General features: G+C 37.5%; 13 protein-coding genes and 1 pseudogene. 9 read left to right on the top strand and 5 right to left on the bottom strand.

Annotation, left to right across the window (positions count from 1 at the left end):
• The first annotated feature begins 232 nt into the window (after positions 1-232).
• The 4 genes from ABES52_RS08760 to ABES52_RS08745 all read left to right on the top strand — a co-directional run bounded on the left by ABES52_RS08760 (position 233) and on the right by ABES52_RS08745 (position 8,264).
• Positions 233-1,621 carry a YjiH family protein gene (locus tag ABES52_RS08760; RefSeq protein WP_429650773.1) on the top strand — a complete coding sequence of 463 codons (1,389 nt, stop codon included), beginning with the start codon at positions 233-235 and terminating at the stop codon, positions 1,619-1,621.
• A gap of 143 nt (positions 1,622-1,764) precedes the next feature.
• Complete coding sequence (locus tag ABES52_RS08755; protein ID WP_429650772.1) at positions 1,765-3,081, top strand: aspartate aminotransferase family protein; 1,317 nt, start codon at positions 1,765-1,767, stop codon at positions 3,079-3,081.
• A 565-nt stretch (positions 3,082-3,646) separates the two neighbouring features.
• The gene (locus ABES52_RS08750) at positions 3,647-5,656 is read left to right on the top strand and encodes a S9 family peptidase (protein ID WP_429650771.1); all 2,010 of its coding nucleotides are present in this window, start codon (positions 3,647-3,649) and stop codon (positions 5,654-5,656) included.
• A 415-nt stretch (positions 5,657-6,071) separates the two neighbouring features.
• Positions 6,072-8,264, top strand: coding sequence for a cache domain-containing protein (locus tag ABES52_RS08745; RefSeq protein ID WP_429650770.1), 2,193 nt, complete (start codon positions 6,072-6,074; stop codon positions 8,262-8,264).
• A gap of 105 nt (positions 8,265-8,369) precedes the next feature.
• On the opposite strand, the gene ABES52_RS08740 is transcribed toward ABES52_RS08745, so the two are convergent.
• The 5 genes from ABES52_RS08740 to ABES52_RS08720 form a co-directional block, all read right to left on the bottom strand.
• Positions 8,370-9,380: an NAD-dependent 4,6-dehydratase LegB gene (locus ABES52_RS08740; protein WP_429650769.1), complete on the bottom strand. Its 1,011-nt coding sequence runs from the start codon at positions 9,378-9,380 to the stop codon at positions 8,370-8,372.
• Positions 9,381-9,482: 102 nt separating this feature from the next.
• Positions 9,483-10,532, bottom strand: coding sequence for a nucleotidyltransferase family protein (locus ABES52_RS08735; RefSeq protein WP_429650768.1), 1,050 nt, complete (start codon positions 10,530-10,532; stop codon positions 9,483-9,485).
• Positions 10,533-11,369: 837 nt separating this feature from the next.
• Positions 11,370-11,963 carry an acyltransferase gene (locus ABES52_RS08730; RefSeq protein WP_429650767.1) on the bottom strand — a complete coding sequence of 198 codons (594 nt, stop codon included), beginning with the start codon at positions 11,961-11,963 and terminating at the stop codon, positions 11,370-11,372.
• A gap of 264 nt (positions 11,964-12,227) precedes the next feature.
• Entirely contained in the window at positions 12,228-13,619 is a 1,392-nt protein-coding gene (locus ABES52_RS08725) for a GNAT family N-acetyltransferase (protein WP_429650766.1), read from the bottom strand.
• 234 nt (positions 13,620-13,853) lie between these two features.
• Positions 13,854-15,755, bottom strand: a complete 1,902-nt coding sequence (locus tag ABES52_RS08720) for a polysaccharide biosynthesis protein (protein WP_429650765.1) — start codon at positions 15,753-15,755, stop codon at positions 13,854-13,856.
• Between the two features lie 746 nt (positions 15,756-16,501).
• Here ABES52_RS08720 and ABES52_RS08715 point away from each other — a divergent pair.
• From ABES52_RS08715 to ABES52_RS08695, 5 genes and pseudogenes are all read left to right on the top strand, one after another.
• A pseudogene (locus tag ABES52_RS08715) lies at positions 16,502-17,446 on the top strand (NAD-dependent epimerase); the annotation flags it as partial.
• A gap of 42 nt (positions 17,447-17,488) precedes the next feature.
• A complete protein-coding gene (locus tag ABES52_RS08710; RefSeq protein ID WP_429650819.1) occupies positions 17,489-18,778 on the top strand; it encodes a nucleotide sugar dehydrogenase in 1,290 nt (429 codons plus the stop codon).
• 1 nt (position 18,779) lies between these two features.
• Positions 18,780-19,928, top strand: a complete 1,149-nt coding sequence (locus ABES52_RS08705) for a glycosyltransferase family 4 protein (RefSeq protein WP_429650764.1) — start codon at positions 18,780-18,782, stop codon at positions 19,926-19,928.
• A gap of 106 nt (positions 19,929-20,034) precedes the next feature.
• Positions 20,035-21,981, top strand: coding sequence for an asparagine synthase (glutamine-hydrolyzing) (gene asnB / locus ABES52_RS08700; RefSeq protein ID WP_429650763.1), 1,947 nt, complete (start codon positions 20,035-20,037; stop codon positions 21,979-21,981).
• A gap of 26 nt (positions 21,982-22,007) precedes the next feature.
• Positions 22,008-23,225, top strand: a complete 1,218-nt coding sequence (locus ABES52_RS08695; protein WP_429650762.1) for an O-antigen ligase family protein — start codon at positions 22,008-22,010, stop codon at positions 23,223-23,225.
• Positions 23,226-23,298 lie beyond the last annotated feature (73 nt).

Below are 23,298 nucleotides of genomic sequence, written 5' to 3'. Positions count from 1 at the left end.
ATCTGTTCGTGTATTTATTTTACCCCATTGAACAGAAATAAATCAAGTAATGGACATGGTAAAATATTTCCTTTTTTAAAAGGGAAAGCGACAATCTAGTCGAAAAATAAATGTAGGTATTAAAAAAGATTAGGAGAGAGGGGGGGAGTGTAATAAAATAGATTGCATATTTATGTATAATCTTGTAATATTATTCAAGTGAGGGAATTCATTTTGTTAGAGGGGGGTAAAGATGGAAGCGAGACGAATAAATTCAGTAGAAAATACAGGAGTAAAACAAGGCTTTTTAGCAAAGCAATACTTAAAATTTTTGTTGCCGTCGTTATTAGGAGTTCTCCTCTTCCTTGTTCCTATTCAAGTAAATGGAAAGGTTACGATTGGTCTAGGAGTGATGGCAGATTGGCTGCAGGTGGCCATTGCTGATTACATACCATTATTTATGACAGGTGTTATTTGCTTATCTGCTGCTGGGAGTTTCATCGTAAAAATAATTGATCTGCCTGCGATAAAAAAGAATGCATGGTTAAATAGCTTGTTTGATGTTAGTCCATTTTGGTTGACCTTACGAATCATCGGTTCTTTTTTTGCAATATTTACATTGAACGAAGTCGGCCCGGAATTTATTTGGTCTAAATTGACTGGCGGTGTTGTTCTCTTTGATTTAATCCCTGTGTTAATGGTTTGGTTTTTATTTGCCAGCCTTTTTATGCCGCTTTTACTAGAGTTTGGACTAATGGATTTTATTGGGACGATGGTTCGTAAGGTGATGTATCCGGTATTCAAATTGCCTGGACGTTCGTCGATTGATGCGATGGCATCGTGGATGGGCAGTGGAACCGTTGGTGTATTGATTACGACCCAGCAATATGAATCTGGTTATTATACGAAGCGTGAAGCAGCGGTAGTAGCAACCAACTTTTCAATCGCTTCCATCGCTTTTAGTTTAGTAATTGCCAAGTTTATCAAAATTGATGATATGTTTGTAGAATTTTATTTTACAGTTGTTGTTGCTGGTATCATTGCAGCAATTATTTGTCCGAGAATCCCACCGCTTTCATTAAAAAAAGATACCTACTATGAGCCTGTTGGAAAGCAAATCGATGAGTTTGTGCCAAGCGGTGTTTCCAGTTTCCGCTGGGCAATTGAAAAAGCGGTTGAAAAAGCAGAACAGGTAAAAAGTATTCGTCAAGTCGTTATTAAAGGGATGTACAATGTGGTTGATATTTGGTTTGGATTGATCCCGCTCGTGATGGCATTAGGGACAGTTGCCCTAATTGTTGCAGAATATACACCGATTTTTAACTATTTATCCTATCCTTTTGTTCCATTTTTAAATCTATTACAGCTTCCAGAGGCTGAAGCAGCTGCACCGGCGATGATCGTAGGCTTCGCTGATATGTTTTTGCCGGCTGTAATCGGAAGCGGGATTGAATCAGAAATTACACGATTTGTTATTGCCGTTCTGTCCTTAACCCAACTGATTTATATGTCTGAAATCGGAATTCTGCTCTTGAAATCCAAAATTCCGATTTCGTTTGTTGAACTGTTTATTATCTTTTTACAAAGAACGATCATTACGTTGCCAGTTGCGACTTTAATGGCACATTTATTCTTCTTCTAACCATCATAACAAGATCAAATGGAGCTTTCTTTTTCGTGAGAGATTCGCACTCCAAAAGGATAGGTAGTTTCCATTAAAGCTAGTTTTTGCGACTTTAATTAGAACGAATTCGATAAATGAGAATACACTAGGAGGTAATCATCATGGGTAAAGAATGGAGTTATCTTATCGAAAAAATGTCTAATCTTTTAGCACCAAGTATGGCAAAGGACCATCCGAATTTGCCAGTCATAAAAGAAGAGGGTTGCTATTATTACGGTATGGATGGAAAAAAATATTTAGATTTTACGTCAGGAATTGCCACAACCAATGTTGGTCATCGTCATCCAAAAGTCGTACAAGCCATTAAAGATGGTGCCGATCAGCTGGCGCATGGGCCTTCAGGTGTCATTATCTATGAATCTATTTTAACGTTAGCTGACCGATTGGCGAAAATATTACCAGGAAATTTGGATTGTTTCTTTTTTGGTAATAGCGGTACAGAAGCGATTGAAGGAGCGATTAAGTTAGCGAAACATGTGACACAGCGCCCCTTTATAGTTTCGTTTATCGGATGTTTTCACGGGCGCTCAATGGGAGCGTTAAGTGTCACAACTTCAAAAAGTAAATACCGTAAATTTTTACAGCCCACGGGTTCCTATCAAATCCCTTATGCCGATACAAGGGAATGCCCTGAAGGTGTGGATCCCGAAACGTATGTAGTGGAAAAGTTGGAAAAAGATTTTCAGCGTCTGTTTGACCACCAAGTCACACCTGAAGAGGTTGCTGCTGTTATTGTTGAACCTGTATTAGGTGAAGGGGGATATATTGTTCCGCCAAAGGCATGGCTGAAAAAACTGCGGGAAATTTGTGACCGCCACAACATACTTCTTATTTTTGATGAGGTCCAAACAGGGTTTGGACGTACAGGTGAATGGTTTGCTGCCCAAACGTTTGATGTTGTTCCAGACATTATGGCGATTGCGAAAGGAATTGCCAATGGTCTTCCGTTAAGTGCAACGGTTGCTTCAAAAGAATTAATGAAACAATGGCCGTTAGGCAGTCATGCAACAACATTTGGCGGTAATCCAATTGCATGTTCAGCAGCCCTTGCTGTATTAGATGTGATTGAACAAGAAAATTTATTAGAAAACACGAAAAAAATGGGTGCATATGCTGTTGAGAAATTGAAGGAATTAAAAGAAAAACACCCTGTCATTGGTGATATTCGTGCGATTGGATTGATGATCGGAATTGAGATCATTGACCCGAAAACAAAAAAACCAAATTCAGACGGTTTATTTAGAATATTAGATTTGGCATTAGAAAAAGGTGTCCTCTTCTATTTTTGTGGAAATAAAACTGAAGTCATTCGAATGATACCACCATTAACCGTAACGAAAGAACAAATTGACGTTGGCTTAAAAATGCTTGATGATGCGTTGACAATCTACGAGGAAGAAATTGGAATATGTGTATAAGAAAAAACATCGATCATATACTTTTTCTAACAAAGCGCATATCCATAACGGAATATAAAGTTGACAGTTAAATGTCGGTTAATCAGAAGGAATCAGTGCCTAGAAAGCTCTGGTTCCTTTTTTCTTCTTATTGTTTTGCGAAAGGCTTTCAAGATAAGAAAGGGAAATCATAGCTTCACTTTGGCAATATTGTTTTCATCGTTCATAAACAATGTCGACTTGCCAATTTTGATAATCAGCTCGTGCGACTTTGTTTTGAAGATTCGTGATGGAGGAAGAGTTCGTCAAAAGAAACCTAATATGGAAGATAAAAGGAAGTCGAGTCTGGAAAAATGGGTCAAGACTATGGAAGGTGTGAAGAAGTTGGATGAAGTTGACTGTTCATCACAGTAGAAGGTAATCCGGGTTTTTTTTGAGTTATCGAGGGGAATGAGACAGGAATTGCTGCTTTATTAGAATTGACAGGATCGAATATCTGTTTACCTCCACTACTAAAAAAATAAATCAAGCAGTGGACATAGTAAAATATAAAAAAAGGGAAACGAACAACCGAGTCGAAAAGTATATGGGTAAAAGAAAGGTGGAATGTAGGGTGAAGAAGCGCGGTGTCGTAGCGGAAGATTTATACCGAATCAAAAGTGTAACCGATCCGCAGTTATCGCCGGACGGAAAAGAATTGCTATATGTCCAAACAACAATGAATGAAGAGAAAAACGAATACCAGTCGCACATTTTTTATATGGATTTAGAAGCTAGAGAAAATGTTCAATGGACACATGGAGAACACCGGAATATGACTCCACGTTGGTCACCAGATGGGAAAAAGATTGTTTTTGTTTCGAATCGCACAGGTAAAAATCAGCTCTTTTTGTTACCGAAATATGGTGGAGAAGCGAAACAGCTTACGTTTTTTACAAATGGGGCTCAACATCCTGTCTGGTCTCCGTGTGGAACGAAAATTGCTTGTTCCATATCCATTAAAGAAGGCGAATCGTTAGAGGAAGGTCAGGAACAAGAAAAAGAGCTTCAACCTATTGAAGTCGAATGGATGAAGTATAAACAAGATGGACTGGGAATGGTGGATGGCAGTCGATCGCACATTGTCGTCATCGATATCGAAACTGGGGAAGTAGAACAAATTACGGAAGGTGATACTGACTTTCGCCTCCAATCATGGTCACCAGATGGACGATACATAGCGTATGTAGCTGATCAATCAGAAGATAAAGATGTATCGTTTCATGAAGACGTCTATTTGTACGACCGTAAAACGAACACCCATCGGAAATTGACAAATACGTCTGGTTTTTACGACGGAGTCACCTGGTCGAAAAATGGTCAATACTTGACGTTTATCGGTCATCAACGCGAGTTTGAAAACGCAACACTTTCTCGCATTTGGTTGTACAATTGGGAAAACGAAGAACTGCAATGTTTTACAAGTGAATTTGATGCACCGGTAGGAAACTATTTATTAGGTGATGTCCAGCAAGGCATTGTGACACCTGGGGTTTTATGGGCGGACGACCATCATAGCTTTTATTTCATGGCGACTGATCGTGGCAATACGGGCATTTATTACGGTAGTTGCGCGGGAGAAATTTACCCAGCCTTACTGGAATCTCAATATGTGTACGGTTTTACGTTAGATGCGGCTCGGCACCGTGGAGTCGTAGCCATCAGTACTCCGACGGATCCAGGAGATTTATACTTCATTGATTTTACAACGGGTGAAAAAGAACGCTTGACCGACGTCAATAAAGAATGGAAAGAAGAAGTGTTATTGTCTGAACCGGAAGATTTCGAATACGAAGGTGCTGAAGGATGGACTATTCATGGGTGGCTTATGAAACCCGCACGTTATAAGGAGGGAGAAAAGTATCCGCTTGTTCTCCAAATTCATGGAGGACCGCATATGATGTATGGATTCGGATTTTTCCATGAATTTCAATTGCTCGCTTCTCAAGGGTATGCCGTATTGTATGTGAATCCAAGAGGAAGCCATGGGTATGGTCAAACGTTTGTAAATGCTGTGCGGGGAGATTATGGCGGAAACGATTACGTCGATCTCATGAAAGGTGTGGATTACGTGTTATCCCGTTATTCGTTTATCGACGAGGAACGATTAGGTGTGACAGGTGGAAGCTACGGTGGGTTTATGACGAATTGGATTGTCGCTCATACCAATCGATTTAAAGCTGCGGTCACGCAACGATCGATTTCCAACTGGATCAGTTTCTATGGGGTAAGTGATATCGGCTATTATTTTTCTGAATGGCAAATTGGCGGTGACTTAGACAATATGGAAAAGCTATGGAAGCATTCTCCGCTCGCATATGTAAACAATGTCGAAACGCCGCTCCTTATTTTGCATAGTGAAAAAGATTTCCGCTGCCCAATTGAACAAGCAGAACAATTATTTATTGCTTTAAAAAGGAAAAAGAAAGTAACTAAGTTTATCCGCTTTCCGGAATCGAATCACGATTTATCTCGAAGTGGAAAGCCGTCACTACGCATCAAACGACTTCATTATATTTGCGAATGGTTTCAACAATACCTCGTACCAAAAAAATAATTTTTGGCGTGAATTTTAGGTAGAAGTAAAAGGTAGATGAGGCCATCGAGTGAAAAATATGTAAAATTTTTTGACAAGAGACTCTCATCTTGTTTCTCTAGAATGGATCCAAATAATAGCTAACAAGGCATTAAAAGTGAACAAACTCGAAAACGGCTTGCATATGGAACAGAATGTGGGTAGACAAGAAATGAATTTATAACATAAACGCTGAACCATTCCACTGAACATCTTCTAGTTGATTAGTAAAGTCGAAATTAGGTATACTTTTGGATATGGTAGGGTACTGCTTTCTCTTAAATTTTTGGCCTGAGAATACCCTGCCTTTTTCTTTTTCGGCTACTTATTTTCTTTACACAAACTTTTATTCATCTTCCTTTAGTGTACGATTATCAATAAGTTAAGGAGTAACAACATGAAACTGTTTAAATCACAGATTTTTTGGAAAATTTATATCATTACTCTAGCCATTATATGTACACTTTTAGGTTTAATGTTTATCGTATCACGTATGATATTGCCGGAAATTTCAAAGGAACAATATCGGCAAATTACCGATAAAACGGTTTTGCGCATGAAAGATCAAATGACTCTCATTGCGAAAGACCTACAGAGTCTTGAGAATTATGTTCAGACGAATGAACATTTTAAGTCGAATGATTTTGACCAACTTTTTAAAGGGTTAGAGACGATTATTACCGTTTCCCCTTATATTGATAGTGGCACCGTTTTGGATACAAATGGATATGTACGAGCGTTTTACCCCAATGACCTTAAACATTTACAAAATTATAACTTAAGCAAGCGTGAATATTTTCAGGAAGCACTTAAAACAAAAAAAGTTTATTTTAGTGATGTAGTGTCCGCAGATACAGGACGATTTTTGCTTGTTGTTTCAGTTCCTGTTTTAGACGACCGTAACGAAGTCGAACGAGTCGTCAATTTATCGTTGCGTATTGAAGATAATGAAATTTTTCAATCTATATTTCAAAGTTTTAAAATCGGGGATAACGGGTACACGTTTATTGTCGATAGAAACGGAAAAATAATATCTCATCCATCAAAGGAACGAATCGGGGAGGACGTAAGTCAAAACCTTGTCGTAAAAAAGGTATTGGAAAAGAAATCGGGGTATCAAGAAGTTTTGAACTCAAAAGGTACTTGGTTTTTTGCTTCTTTTGAACATATCCCGATTTTAGATTGGGGAATTGTCGCCCAAATACCGGTTGATGAAATTTATCAGCCATACTTAACATTTCAAAAATCATTGTGGACGATTTCGCTAGTTACTTTTATTGTTTTATCTATTTTGACGGCTTTATATGCAAGGCAAATCATACATCCAATTCGTAGATTATATCTTGCGGTGGATCAAGTGGCGAAGGGAGATTATAATCAACGAATCGAGAAAATTGATAATACAGAAATCGGACAACTCTCCAATCGTTTTAATGAAATGATTCATTATATTCGCCGGTCGAAAGCGAATTTACACCTTAAAGAAGAACAATTGAAAGAACAAAAAGAATATCTCCGAAAAATTATCGATATGAATCCAAGTTATATTTATGCTATCGACAAGGAAGGTAAATTTACCCTTGTAAACGAGTCATTTGCTAAACTTTTAGGAACAGAAACGCAGGATCTTCTCGGCAAAAAGATCGATGATTTTCAGTTTCATATAGACTCTAATCTAGTTCGAGTTTGGGAAGAAATTGAGACAATAAAGGAACGCTTTGTTCTTGAAGAAGAGTTCAAGGATCAAGAAGGGAAGATTAGGTGGATAGAAACAGTAAGACTGCCAATTTTCTCTCCAAACAGGGAAATCGATCAAATCCTATTTGTTTCCACAGATATTACAGAGCGTAAACAGGCGGAAGAGTTATTACGAAAATCGGAAAAGCTCGCGGTTGTAGGGGAGCTGGCCGCAGGGGTGGCCCATGAGATTCGAAATCCGTTAACTTCTATCAAGGGTTTTATGCATCTTTTAAAAGAAGAATGCGAAACACATAAACATTATTTTGAAATTATGGAATCTGAATTGGAGAGAATTAACTTTATTGTGAACGAATTTTTGATGCTAGGGAAACCACAGGTAATGAATTTTCGGCAGAAAGATGTTTCCGATCTTTTAAAAGATGTGATGACCTTACTTGAATCACAGGCGATCTTAAATAATGTTAAAATGATTTCCGAATTTGAACCTAACCTCCCTCTACTATATTGCGATGAAAATCAATTAAAACAAGTATTCATAAATATTATTAAAAATGCCATAGAGGCAATGCCAAATGGTGGAAAGGTCAAGATTCAAGCCAAAAAGAAAGAAAATAATCTTGTTATTCGCTTTATTGATCAAGGGTGCGGGATACCTAAAGACAGAATCGCAAAGTTGGGAGAGCCTTTTTATAGTACGAAGGAAAAGGGAACAGGTTTAGGGTTAATGGTAAGTTTTAAAATTATCGAAGCTCACAAAGGAAGAATTAAGATTGAAAGTGAAGTAGGTCAAGGAACTACTGTGGATCTTAGTTTTCCAATCTCTTCATCTGTCGTGGAAAAAGCATTCCCCGATTTTTATGATAAAGAGAATAGAGAAAATCAAAAGTAAAATACCAAAAGGTAAAAGGCGCGAGGAAAATTCTTCGCGCCTTTTAATTGGTGCCATTTAAAAAATCATTTTTATCTGTTGTAGTTGACTATTAGAATCCGTAAGTTATTGGTTATACATATCCGCTTTATAGTGTTTTAAATTTTGGGCGTTACTAAACCATTCCGCTGTCTCCTTTAAACCTTTTTTCAACCCATCCCGGCCTCCGTAAGCAGGTTTCCACCCTAACAGTCTCTTCGCTTTGGAATTATCTGCCCAGAGGCGTTCAACCTCACTTTTCTCAGGGCGTAAGCGGATGTGTTCTGTTTCAATTTCAATTTCTTTCCCCATCACTTCAGCAATGAGCTCAGCCGTCTCACCAATTGAAATTTCATAATTACTTCCTATATTAATAACTTCCCCAATGGATTTCTCGGACTCGGCTACAGCGATAAACCCTTGTACGGTGTCTTTTATATAATTAAAATCTCGAGTAGGATGTAAAGCACCTAATTTGATATTGGTTTTTCCGCTAGCAATTTGAGTGATGATGGTAGGAATGACAGCTCTGGCAGATTGTCTGGGACCATACGTATTAAAGGGGCGAATAATGGAGACAGGGGTATTAAAGGACTTATAAAAGGAGATGGCAACTTGATCGGCTCCAATTTTTGAAGCAGAATAAGGAGACTGTCCTTGAAGAGGATGGTCTTCGGTAATTGGAACAAACATCGCTGTTCCGTATACTTCACTTGTAGAGGTGTGGACAACTTTTTCAATTTCTAGTTCTCTTGCAGCTTGCAGAACATTTAAGGTTCCCTTTATATTTGTATCGATGTACGTATCTGGGGAGTGGTACGAATAAGGGATTGCAATTAGTGAAGCTAAATGAAAAACAACATCGCAGCCCTTGGCAGCATTTTTTACACCATATGGATCTCGTATATCGCCCGCGAATACGTCTAATTCGCTTTTTATTTCGTCGGGTGAATGATCAAGCCATCCCCAGGAGTTAAACGAATTATAATAGACAAAAGCACGAACATCTAACCCTCTTTTCACTAACTCTTCGGTTAGATGTGAACCGATAAATCCATCCGCACCAGTGACAAGAATTTTTTTGTTCTTCAGCTCCATTTCAATCCCCTCCCTATTCCATCATATGACCATAAACCCTGTTGTAGCACAGAACGTCCTTGTAATTTCGTCAATTCCATATGCAAATTCTCGTCTACAATACTAGCTGAATTCTTGATCAAATTCTCCTTTGGCCCGCTCAAAATCATCTATTCTTCCAATATCCAGCCAATATTCTCTAATTGGAAAAATGGAGACATCTTTCTTTTTTTCAAGCAAGTTTCTAAATAGATCGGGCATATCAAAATAATTGTTTTTCGGAATGATTTCTAATACGCTTGGTTCAAAAATATATATCCCCGCACTAACAAAAAAACGGTATTTTGGTTTTTCCTCTATTGACAGCAAACGATGCTTATCAACATTTACCACCCCATAAGGGACTTGAAAATCATATTCTCTTACACATAAGGTTGCCTGTCCTTTATGTTTTTCATGGTAATCCAGTAAATATTGAAAATTTACTTTTGTAAGAATGTCTCCATTCATTACAAGAAAAGGCTTCTCCGGCTTTTCTGGAATCAGTCCTAAAGAACCTGCTGTTCCCATTCTTTGATCCTCATGTATATAGTGAATATCTACCCCCCAGTTTGAACCATCCTTAAAATAGTCCTTAATCATTTCAGACTTATAATTAACGGAAAGGTAAAACCGATTAAATCCATGTTCAATTAAACTCTCTAAAATCGTTTCAAGAATAGGTTTATTCCCAATTTTTAATAATGGTTTAGGACAATCGTTTGTTAACGGCCTTAGCCTCGTTCCAAGTCCCCCTGCCATGAGAACCACGATATTATCTCTGTTAGGAGGTTGAATAATCGTGTTTAAATGTTTTAAACCGATTACACAGCCATCCTTATCTACAACAGGCAGGTGCTGCAGCTTTTTTGTTTTCATCAAGTTCAATATTTGTTTCGAATCCATCGTAGGAGAAACGGTTACAGGATCAGGATTCATAACGAGAGGTACAGGCTGATCCAAAGAGATGCCTTTTAAAATACCTCTCCTAACATCCCCATCTGTAACAGTTCCTAACAACTTATTCTGATCATCAACAACTAGGGCAATTTGCAAGGAACCTACATCAATGATTTTTAATGTTTCATTTATAGAGGCAGTTGGTGGAACCAATATTTTTCTGTAGTCATTCAAAAATCTCACCTCATTTAAAATGTGAAAGGTTACTATATTCATATTCTTTTAAAGAAATGCTTGTGTAAGCATGTAACAAAATGGGCGTCAAAGAGGGTTTTTTGAGGCAAAAAGTCTACGAAAATTGGGCAACCGATACGATTACTATGACTTCAAAAAGGTAATCCGTAAGAAACGTAAGATTATATAAATGTTCTACCTGAAATGATGATACCAACCGTGAGATTATTGAGATCATGCATAAGGTAAAAAGGGGATGGCAAGGGGAGAAGTCTACTTAACATATAAGATAATATAGATTTGCCTTCATCAATCAGCCATTTTTAGGATAGAAGGTAGAGGAAAAGAACATTTTATCGTGCAAATGATGGTTTTTTTGGATAAGATTTGGATTCCAATAGTGAAATTTTTATTTAAAAGATAGGCTCTACCCTAAAATAACTGTGGATCACTTTTGCTGTTATTTCATTTATCGATGTGCCAATTTTTATTGGCATGGTTGTCTGTTAAACGATACTGTGGATATTTATACATTACGCTTGTGGCGGCCGCTTTCCGCAGGCAAGCCGCTTCCCTCGCTACGCTCAAGTAAGGGTCTTGCCTGGCTTGTTGTTCCCGCTGAAGTCGCCGCCGTGTGAACAACTTGCTAAAAATCAATAATGACAGATAACATAGCCAAAAGATAAAAAACATATGATATCCTTAAAAATAAAAAATCAACCATCGTTTATGACAGTTTTAAGAATCATGTTGATTTGTCTCACTTTCAGCTACAGCTGAAGTGAGACAAAAATCAACATAACTCCTAAAAAAGGATTTTTTGTTGTTTATGGAAAATTAACATTTTTCATTTAACCGTTCTTCAGCTACTTCTTTTAAGAACGCTTCTTCTAATAGCAGTAAATCCTTTTTACGGTCTTTTATTCTTTTTACAGGTACACCTACATAGACACCCCAGGGCGCTAAACTTTTTGTTACCAAACTATGTGCACCTACAGCGCTTCCTTCTCCAATCGTGACATTGGGCAACACCGTAGAATTCGTTCCAATAATAACATGTTTATTTAGTACGATTTCTCCTTTCGTAACATTTAAATATTTTTTAGGAATGGTTGGTCCAGTTAAACTGCTTCCTAAATAATCATCAGTTGCACTATATAACGCCGTTCTGGATGAAACACCTGCAAAATCTTTGATGGTTATGCCGCCGGTCCCTCCCAATAGACAATAATGGGCGATGTGCACATTCGAACCTATATTTATTCCTTTTTCCCCGCCAACTAAACAGCAAAAATCATCAATCCTTGTATTGTCGCCAATCGAAATTTTTTCCGGCATATAAATACTGCATTTTCTACTAATTTTCGTATTTTTCCCTACACTTTTAAGACCCATTTCTCTAAGTTCTTGCTCGCTATAAATGGAATTCATGATACTCCCCCCATTTAAAAAATTCAATAAATCATTGTTGCCATGAATCGTCTCTTTCAGCAATACATTCAACTTCATCACATGTTACTCTTCGTGTATTCTCCATCAATCCTATACCGATTTTTAGAGCTTATAGGTAACATAAGACCCTTTAAACGTTTAAATAAAATTTATATAGGTTATGTTAAATATTTACTCATGGTGCAAATCATTCCGAAAGTGAATTATCATGAGGATTCCAAATTCACAATCATACGATGGGTTTTACTCATTTCGCAAATGAAGGGTCATTCGAACGGATTTATCCAGCATTTTTAAATATGAAAACTTCTCACCTAATGGAGTGGGAAGTACCATTAATAGTGAACGAACCGGATCGATCGAGTAGAGAGCTTGTAGTAAGAAGTGATCGTCGAGAGCGGATGGATCGTGAATCTTGAAGTATGTTTTATTTAGTCGGCTGACATGATATGTTTGTCGGGGAGTTTTGATTTCCAATGTTGAAAAATCGTACATCCGATGTGATGCTTTAGAAGCAGGATGGTTGATGATTGTATAGGAAACGTCTGTTTCGGGGAACGGAGCAGGATTCGTTCCAACATACCAATAGGTTGCTTTTCCATATATAAACCCTAAACGTTTGAACCAGGACAACGCGCTTTGATTATACTCAAAAACATCAAGTGTTATTGAGGATAAATGAAGCTTTTGGGCCAAATTCAATCCCTCTTGTATTAATTTTTTACCGACACCAGAACCTCTCATACTAGGTTTCACATAAAGATTATTCAAATGAAGATTGAATTCTCCGATTCTCCACTCTGAAAAACCGACCAATTCATCTTGCTTGTATGCTCCGATAAAATGAACCATTGTTTGTTCCGGAGAAAGTGGAGAAATACTTAATAACGCTTCTAAATAAGATTTGTAGCCGTTGCAGCTATAGATCGTACATTGGAAAATAGAAGAAGGAAGGCCTCTTTCAATCATAAGCATGACGCAGTCACTATCTGTTATTTTTAATGGTCTAATTTGAATAAATGATGATGGATCAATCGTAAGAGCTCTTCTTTCTTCATCTAAACCCTGCCTTATTTCCTTTGGAGTGTTAATGACTTTTTTTCGTTTGAAAACTTGAACCAACGTTTTAAGTAAAATTTTGATATCAAGCCAAAAAGATTGATCATTTACGTATTGTATATCTAATTTAAGACGCTTATCCCAACTTAATTGATCCCCTCCTGAAATTTGAGCCAATCCGGTAATCCCTGGCCTTATTGAAAATCGTTTTAATTCCTGTTTTGTTAAGTATGGCAAATATCTTGCTAATAGAGGATGGGGACCTACCAGACTTAAATCTCCTTTAATGACATTCAGGAATAGAGGTAATTCATCTAAGTTTAATTTACGAAGAAACTTTCCCACTTTAGTGAGTCTATGTTGTTCAGGAAGAAGATTTCCATTTTCGTCCTGTTTGTTTGTCATCGTACGAAACTTAATGAGTTGAAATGGTTTTTGATGTCTTCCAATGCGTGTTTGTGTATAAAAAAACGGTGTACCGCTTGTACACAACGTTAGTATCATAATAAGAAAGAAAAGGGGAAGGGTTAATACTAACAAACAGAGGGAAATAGTAAAGTCAAATAAACGTTTCATTCTAATCACCGAAGCTTTTTATTTTGTCTTAATTATTTGGCTATCCCCAATGGTTAACCTGAGGACATTTTTCAATAAGATGAGCATAACGCGTTTATAGTCTGATAGGGAGAGAAATCTCATTCTTTAAAGTGATTCCACGTCATTTAGCGATAAGATTTTGACATAGTTTAGAGTTAGATGTGGCAATGAAAAATTCACAGATGGATCTGTCTATAATATACGAGAAACAGTTTAAACGTTCGGGCGATTTCCTTCATAAATAGAGTCGGAGTAAAAGGGGACAATGTCTGACAAAAGCGATTTAAACTCTTGCGAGGATATTGGAAACGTGTTATTGAAAGTTAGTTGTTCGAGCTTGGATAGAATAGAGGAAAACTCTTCTTGAGAATAAGAAAACGATTTTGAGATGTAAATACGGTTGTGCTTTGTGGTTGACCGGCTTTCTTCTGAAGTGAACAATTCTTCCCTTAATTTTTCCCCGGGACGTATTCCTGTATATATAATAGGAATATCTTTACCAGGTTCTAAGCCGGACAATCGGATTAAATCGTTTGCTAGTTTCGTAATATTGACGGGTTTCCCCATATCCAGGATAAAAATCTCTCCACCATTTGCCATGGCAGCTCCTTGGATGACAAGCTGTACGGCTTCGGGTATCGTCATAAAATAGCGAACCATTTCGGGATGAGTGACAGTTACCGGACCTCCTTCTGCAATTTGCTTCTTAAATAAAGGAATGACACTCCCCCTGCTGCCTAATACATTTCCAAACCTTACAGCGGCGAACTTCGTCTCACTCGTTTCATTCATTTGTTGAATCAATATTTCTGCAATTTTTTTGGTAGTTCCCATAATGCTCTTAGGATTCACTGCCTTATCAGTAGAAATAAGGACAAATCGTTCAGCTTTATGGCGATGAGCGCTCTCAGCTACATTCTTTGTGCCAAACACATTGTTTTTGATGGCTTCTATCGGATTATTTTCCATTAATGGAACGTGTTTATAAGCAGCGGCATGAAATACGACGTGTGGTTTGTAGGTTGCAAAAATACTTTCAATTCTTACTGGATCTTGGATGTTTGCAATAAGGCTATGAAACTGAATAGAGGGATATTTGTGCTTCAGTTCAGTTTCAATGGAAAAAATGCTATTTTCACCTGCCCCAAGTAAAAGCATTTTCTGAGGGTTTAATCTGGCAATTTGTCTGCAAAGTTCACTTCCGATGGAACCTCCTGCACCCGTGATGAGAATGGTTTTATTTGTGAGAAAGCTCGCTACTTCCTCCAAATCAATCTCGATGGGCTCTCTTCCTAACAAGTCTTCCACTTTTACGTCTCGAATCATTTTTAAGGAGATCTCACCTTGAAGAATTTCACTAAAGTGAGGGAAAAGTTTAATTTCTGCTTTTGTTTCTTTACAAATATTAATAATATCAGCAATTTCTTGCTTGGGAGCGGAAGGCATAGCAATAATAATTGTTTGGATATTCATTTCTTTTACAATTGTTGGTATATCCTCTCTAGTTCCGATAATCGGAAGGTCAAAGAGCTTTTTATTGAGTTTAAAATGGTCATCGTCGATAAACGCGACCGGATCCATAGGAGTATTTGGTGAATTTCGAATCAATTTTACAACGAAACTCCCTGTATTACCTGCTCCGATAATCAGAACTCGCTTATTCGGGGAGTGACGGTTCGGGGTAATATCATGGTAAAACCTTATGAAAAAACGAATACCGACTGTAACAATTGATATACTCATCCAGTTCATGACGAAGACGGTGAGAGGAATAGGGGCCATTAACTGATAACTAGAAAGAAGGAGATATAAGATACCTGCAACTGCATTGGCGATCATTGTCCCTTTTATGATTGAAACAAAATCACGTGGACCACTGTAAATCCATATCCGGTCGTAGATTTTTAAGAAATAGAAGACAATAAGGTGGACAAGCCAAAGGCTTAAAAATATGAACGGTATATCGGGAAGAAGAATTTTTGGGATTACATCATTAAAGCTAATTAGTACGCTAAAAATGGTAGAAAGCAGGATGAGTAATGTATCCATGATAAAAAATAAAAATTTTTCATTATAATATATTTGGAATACTCCTTTTCCATTGTGACTGTTCAATTTTGATTCCTCCAGTTACTTCCTTTAAATAAATAACAATAGGATATTAGTAATTTCCTTGTTTTCTATTATTGGAAATTTAAATATGTTGGTAAAAACAGGGTACTGTTTTTAGATAATAGGTTTTACTGTTAAGTAATGCGGTATGAAATAGATATTACTGTTTGTACAGGCTCGCTTGTTTTCAACTTCAGCTAGGGTAATTTATTTTAATGGGTGAATTTTACGAGTAGATCTTTATTACTAGGTACAACTGCTAGGCACAAAAAAAAATAATCAGCCTCTTTGCTGATAAAAGAGGAAAAATCAAAAGAGGCTTATAATAGAGGAGATGTACTTTGTTCGTATAATGGAGGGAATATTTATTTGATCTTTTGCACATAGTTTATGAGGAAATCTTCTTTCTGTATAGACGGATGTCCAATAGAAAGACAAAAATGGATTACTGAAATAAGGCTATTTGTGACAGTAGTCGTTCGTACCTATTTATGATAGAAACCGTGATTTCAACCTTTTCTCTAATCAAAACATGAAGGTGTGTTTGTTAGATACTAAACCGTGAATCACCATCACTATACCAGCTATTATGTTAATAGGAAATTACCTTATTGAACGATTAGGACATATCGGCAGCCCTCATCCAATATGAGTTTTTCCATGCCCATCTTTTCCCACTAAAGGAACCACTTCTAAAACGTCCACATATATCAGTATTATCTTAACATCATTAGAAGGGATTTTTGCCTATGTCCACGTCTAGTTCAAATAAAATACTAGTGACAGGTTGTGCTGGTTTTATAGGCTTTCATCTAGCCGATCGGTTGTTAAAAGAAGGTTATACAGTGATTGGTTTGGATAATCTTAATGATTATTATGATGTTTCTTTAAAACGTTCAAGGTTAGCTATTTTACAAAAGAATGAAAATTTTATTTTTCTTGAAGCTTCAATAGAAGATAATGAAGCAATCAAAAAGCTTTTTTCCGAGCACTGGATGCCAATTGTTGTTCATCTTGCGGCACAGGCGGGTGTTCGTTATAGTTTAGAAAACCCCGAAGCTTACATTTCTTCCAATATTGTCGGCTTTATGAATATTTTAGAAGCTTGCCGAAATCATAACGTTGAGCACCTTATTTATGCCTCATCAAGCTCCGTTTACGGTTCCAATACAAAAATGCCTTTCTCCGTTCAAGATCGTGTGGATCACCCGATCAGTTTGTATGCAGCAACGAAAAAAGCAAATGAATTAATGGCTCATACGTATAGTTATTTATACAACTTGAAGACCACAGGGTTACGCTTTTTTACTGTTTATGGACCATGGGGACGACCGGATATGGCCCTTTTCAAATTTACAAAAGCGATTTTAGAGGGACGAGAAATCGATATTTACAACTATGGAAAAATGAAACGAGATTTTACGTATATCGATGACATCATTGAAGGGATTTTTCGTCTCATTAAAAAAGGGGATACAACATCAGAAGAAAAAGTTCCTTATAAAGTGTACAATATCGGAAATAATCAGCCTGTTGAATTAATGAAGTTTATTTCAATTCTTGAAGACAAATTAGGAAAAAAAGCGAAAAAAAACTTTTTGCCGATCCAAGCTGGAGATGTGCCGGAAACTTTTGCGGATATCGATGATTTAATGCGGGATGTCGGTTTTAGACCAGAGACTCCAATTGAAAAGGGAATCGAACAATTTGTAGAATGGTATAAATCTTATTACAAGATTCCTTCAGTCCAGAGAAAGGTAGCGGTTGTCGGACTCGGTTACGTAGGTCTTCCAGTTGCGTTAGAGTTTGGAAAATTCTTCCCTGTTATAGGGTTCGATATTCATTCAAAGCGAATAGAAGAGCTAAAACGATACATTGATCATACAGGTGAAGTTTCAACAGAAGAGTTAAAGAATTCTTCTGTTGAATTTACCACGAACGAAAAAAAGCTAAAAGAATGTGATTTTATTATCGTCACAGTGCCAACACCGATTGACAATGAAAATAAACCAGATTTAACACCATTAATAAAGGCATCTGAAACGATAGGAAGAAACCTGTCAAAAGGAAGTATCATTGTTTATGAATCAACGGTTTATCCGGGAGCAACAGAAGAAGTTTGTTTGCCTATTCTCGAAAAACAATCAGGCTTAAAAGGGGGAGAAGATTTTAAAATCGGATATTCTCCAGAACGGATCAATCCGGGTGACAAAGATCATACATTTAAAAACATTGTCAAAGTCGTATCAGGTCAGGATGAACAGGCATTGAAAATAATTGCTGAGATGTATAGCACGGTGGTAGACGCCGGAGTATATCCTGTTTCTTCTATTAAAGTGGCAGAAGCTTCTAAAGTCATTGAAAATACCCAAAGAGATTTGAACATCGCCTTGATGAATGAATTGGCCATCATTTTCAAGCGATTAAAAATTGATACAAACGAAGTTCTTTCAGCGGCTAGCACAAAATGGAATTTCATACCGTTTAAACCTGGTTTAGTAGGAGGTCACTGCATCGGAGTTGATCCTTATTATCTCACATACAAAGCGGAATCCCTTGGTTATTCACCAGATGTGATTTTAGCAGGTAGAAAGATTAACGATTATATGGGGACATTTGTTGCAACAACCTTAATTAAAATGATGGCTGAGAACAGGTACCTAATTGAGGAATCGAGAGTAACAGTTTTAGGTTTAACATTTAAAGAAAACGTACCAGACATTCGAAATACAAAAGTCATTGATCTCATTCATCAACTCAAACAGTTCGGGATGGAAGTTCAAGTGAATGATCCGATGGCCGATCCAAAAGAAGTTGAACAAGAATATGATCTTCACATAACACCATGGGAAGATTTGCAAAAATCCGATGCTGTCATTTTAGCTGTACCTCATAAAGAATATACTGAAAAAAACTGGCAAGATTTTATTCAGCTTTTAAAAAAACAACAAGGCATCCTGATTGATATTAAAGGAGTGCTGGATCGGGATACCTGTCCTAAAAATATTCATTTATGGAGGCTGTAATATGAAGAAAATATTACAGCTCTGCGCGGTAGATATGTCCGTTGAACATTTGTTAAAACCGCTCATTTTAGCATTGATTTCTGAAGGACATATCGTCCATATTGCATGTTCAGATACTGGAAAGATAAAAGAATTAAGGGAACAAGGGCTGTATGTCATTGAAGTACCAGTTGAACGAAAAATAAAACCTTGGTCGAATGTTAAGACGATTTACAGATTGGTTTCCTTAATGAAGAAAGAAAAATATGATGTTGTCCATGTGCATACACCGGTTGCAGCGGTGTTAGGTAGAATTGCTGCCAAGCTAGCAGGAATTAAAACCGTTATCTATACTGCCCACGGTTATTATTTTCACGAAGGGATGCGTTTTTTTCAATACAAGTTTTATTACTGGCTTGAAAAATTTTTCGCCAAATATTTTACAGACTGGCTTCTTCTGCAAAGTAAAGAGGACTATGATTTAAGTATCTCTCACTCCTTCAAAACCCCTTCAAAAATGATCCATCTTGGAAACGGTGTGGATATCCATACTACATTTAACCCAGAACGAATCAATTTCAAAAGGATCGAAGAGTTAAAAAAACATCTTTCCATTAAAAAGGAAGATGTTGTGATTACGTTTATTGGGAGATTTGTAAAAGAAAAAGGTATCTTTGATTTAATCGACAGTTTTCAATTATTAAAGGAAAAACATACCTATGTCAAGCTCTTAATGGTGGGAGGCGTGTCGAATAGTGAACGAGATCTGGAAAGTAATATCGAGCTGGAAAAAAGATTTTTAGAGAATCCTTCCATTTTAAATGTTGGTTATCGAAAAGACATTCCAGAAATATTGGCGTTGAGTGATATTTTTGTGTTGCCTTCCTACCGTGAGGGCCTTCCTCGTTCGATCGTTGAGGCAATGGCTATGGGAAAACCTATTATAGCCAGCAATATTAGGGGATGCCGTGAAGAGGTTCAGCATGGAGTTAACGGTTTCTTGTTTGAAAAGGGGAATTATATAGAGCTATATGAAAAGCTAAATGAGCTAGTAGAAAACGAGGAAAAACGAAAGCTTTTCGGCAAAAATAGCCGGGAAATAGCTGTAAAGGAGTTTGACGAGAGCGTCATTTTAAAAAAACAATGTGATTTAATCAATAGGTTAGAATAGAGCTTGCATTTTGAAAGGAGCAGAGAGTCATGCCAAAAAAAATTTCCAAAACAAACGAAAAAAGCCGTAGTAAAAAAGGGGAAAGGAACAGGAGGATGACGATGTTATGTGCGGTATAGCAGGCTATATTGATTCATTGTGTCACACAAGTCACGATGAACTCCAAGCAACTGTTTTACGCATGACCGACACATTGCAATCAAGAGGACCTGATTTTGGCGATAGTTGGGTGGATGAACAAAACGGAATTGCACTTGGCCACCGGCGTTTGTCTGTCATTGACTTGTCCTCTGAAGGACATCAGCCTATGCTTTCAAAGAGCGGCCGATACGTTTTAATCTTTAATGGTGAAATCTACAATTACGTTGCTCTTCGTTCAGAACTTGAACAAGCAGGTGTCGTATTTAAAGGTCGTTCCGATACAGAGGTTATGATTGAAAGTATTGAGAAGTGGGGAATGAAAAAAGCATTAACAAAATTTACGGGAATGTTTGCATTTGCTTTATGGGATCGGAAAGAACGGCTCCTCTATCTCGCACGAGACCGTATGGGTGAAAAACCTCTCTATTACGGTTGGATGGGTCACACGTTTTTGTTTGGGTCCGAGTTAAAGGCGTTGAAAGTACATCCTGAATTTGTATGGAAGGTGAATCGGGATGCGTTGCCCTTATATTTACGTTATAACTGTATCCCGGCCCCTTTTTCCATTTATGAAAATATAAATAAAGTAATGCCTGCGACTTATCTCGTCATAAACCCTGCTAAACCTTTTCATGTGTCAAAACCAATTGCGTTTTGGTCAGCAAAAAAAGCAGCAGAAAACGGATTTCAATTTCCCCTTCTTTGCTCGGAAGAAGAAGCTATCTCTCAACTGGATCAAGTGTTACGAACGGCCGTAAAGCAACAAATGGTCTCGGATGTCCCGCTTGGTGCGTTCCTATCAGGAGGAATTGATTCCTCTACGATTGTAGCACTTATGCAATGCCAGAGCAGTCGGCCAATTAAGACTTTTACGATTGGTTATCACCAGACAGAGTACAACGAAGCAACGTATGCAAAAGAAGTTGCTTCGTATTTACAAACCGATCATACAGAATTGTATGTGACAGAAAAACAAGCGATGGAAGTGATTCCTAAACTCCCTTTCATATACGATGAACCATTCTCAGACTCTTCTCAAATTCCAACGTTTTTAGTCTCAGAACTTGCACGGCAGTACGTAACTGTCTGTTTAAGTGGGGACGGAGGCGATGAATTATTCGGAGGCTATAATCGGCATGTCTGGGGTGAGAAAATTTGGAAGAGGATTCATTATGTACCTAAGAGTGTACGTTCTATAGCTGCTCTGTCACTAGAAAAAATCTCTCCACAGAAGCTGGAAAATAGTTGGTTTATTCCCTCTAAATACAAAAATCGTTTTCTAGGGGAATATTTACACAAACTCGCAGATATTCTAAAAGCCAATTCGTTTGTAGAGATGTACCAGTCTCTAACCTCCCATTGGAAAAACCCCCAACAGGTAGTAAAGAACCACTATTTCAATGAACCATTTCATCATGATCCATTCACGAATTTTTCCACTTTGACCGAGACGATGATGTACCTCGATATGATCCATTATCTCCCAGATGATATCCTTGTAAAAGTAGATCGTGCTAGCATGAGCGTCAGTCTTGAAACGAGAAATCCGTTCTTGGACCACAATGTTGTCGAGTTTGCATGGCGTATTCCGTTATCAATGAAAATAAAGGAAAACCAAAGTAAATGGTTACTTAGACAGCTGTTATACAAATATGTTGATCGGGAATTGATCGACCGTCCCAAACACGGATTTGGTGTACCAATCGGCTATTGGCTTAGGGGGTCATTAAAGGAATGGGCGGAAGAATTATTAGACGAAAAACGTTTGCTGACAGAAGGGTATTTCCAACCATCACCTGTTAGAAAAAAATGGGAAGAGCATTTATCAGGAAAACGTAACTGGCATCACCATCTATGGGATATTTTAATGTTTCAATCATGGTTGGAAAAAGAAAAGCAACCACGGGATTAAAAGACGGTAAAGTTGGTGGAAGAACAATGAGGGAAGCAAGAAACATTTCGGTTATCTGGCTTTCAGGCGGATTAATTTTATCAACAGCTACACAGCTTAGAATACCTGGATCACCAGTTGGGCCAGGAGAGATTTTGCTTTTTCTTTGGATGGTCATGACCTTTTTGCTGCAGTGGAAGAATAAGAGATTATTTGTAACATCGTTATCAAGAATACTCGTCCCCTTTTGGTTTTTTATGTTTTTATGTTTATTGATTGGATCTTTGTTCTCCCTATATCTCGGAGTATGGACTCCCGGTGTCGCCCGTACCTTTTTTGCTTATCTCTTTACAAGTTGCTTGTTTATCGTTCTTTCCTTTGAAAAAGATTGGAAACCGAAAATACTAACGATTGCCAAAATAACCTCTTCCGTAACCGTCAGTGTGTTTCTTTTTTTGCTCTTATTTAACCCGCGGTATTCTACTATTGGCCCGATTGATAGTTGGGAAGGCAGTATAAGGTTTTTAGCCTGGTCAAAAAACCCCAATCAGGTCGCCATGAATGTCTCAATTTTTCTTTATATAAGTCTTTATTTTTGTTCGATTGCAAAAAATTACCTTCATAAAGCCTGGTATATCGGTTTAGCAGGGGCTTGTTTTTGGATCGGTATAGAAACGAAAAGCGATGCCCTGACTGTCGCCTTTTCAGTTGGTTTAGTCATTTTACTTATTTCCATGTGGGTAAAAAAGGTTACCCAATCTCAAATCGGATATTGGTCAGGCGTATGGTTGAAAGTGTTACTACCTACATTCCTTTGTTTTACGGCATTGATATTTGGACCTTCGATACATGAAGGATTAAAACAGGAAGTGTCGACCATTTCTGATGAAGGGGATCAAGGAGAAGAGCGGATTACTTTATGGAGAAACGGGCTAAAAGCGATCGAAGCCTCCCCTTTTTTCGGCCTAGGTCCGGGGGCGTTTTCAGGAGGGGATGGTCCATTTGAAGGTATGGAAGCTCATAACACATTTATTGATATGGGGATGAATGTAGGGTTGGTAGGAATAAGTTTATATGTTGGCTTTCTAGGCTGGATTGCCTATTTATTAATTGTCAGAAAAGAGATTATTTTATTTACAGGTTTAATGACCGTCTTGTTTTATACTTCATTTCATTTCACTCTACGTCATCCAATGTATTGGTTTTATTTGTTGTTTCTCCTTTCAGTTTGTGTCGATCAAGAAAAATCAAAGATAAAAAGTTGAACAGTCATTTAATTTGTTCCCATAAGCATAACGGTAAATATATCGGCACAGAAGATTTTTTACTGAATAAATT

The organism is Aeribacillus pallidus, from assembly GCF_050478865.1.
Lineage (GTDB): Bacteria > Bacillota > Bacilli > Bacillales > JACDOC01 > JACDOC01.
Note: the sequence above shows the minus strand (reverse complement) of the source record. Positions and strands in the feature narration are given on the sequence as shown.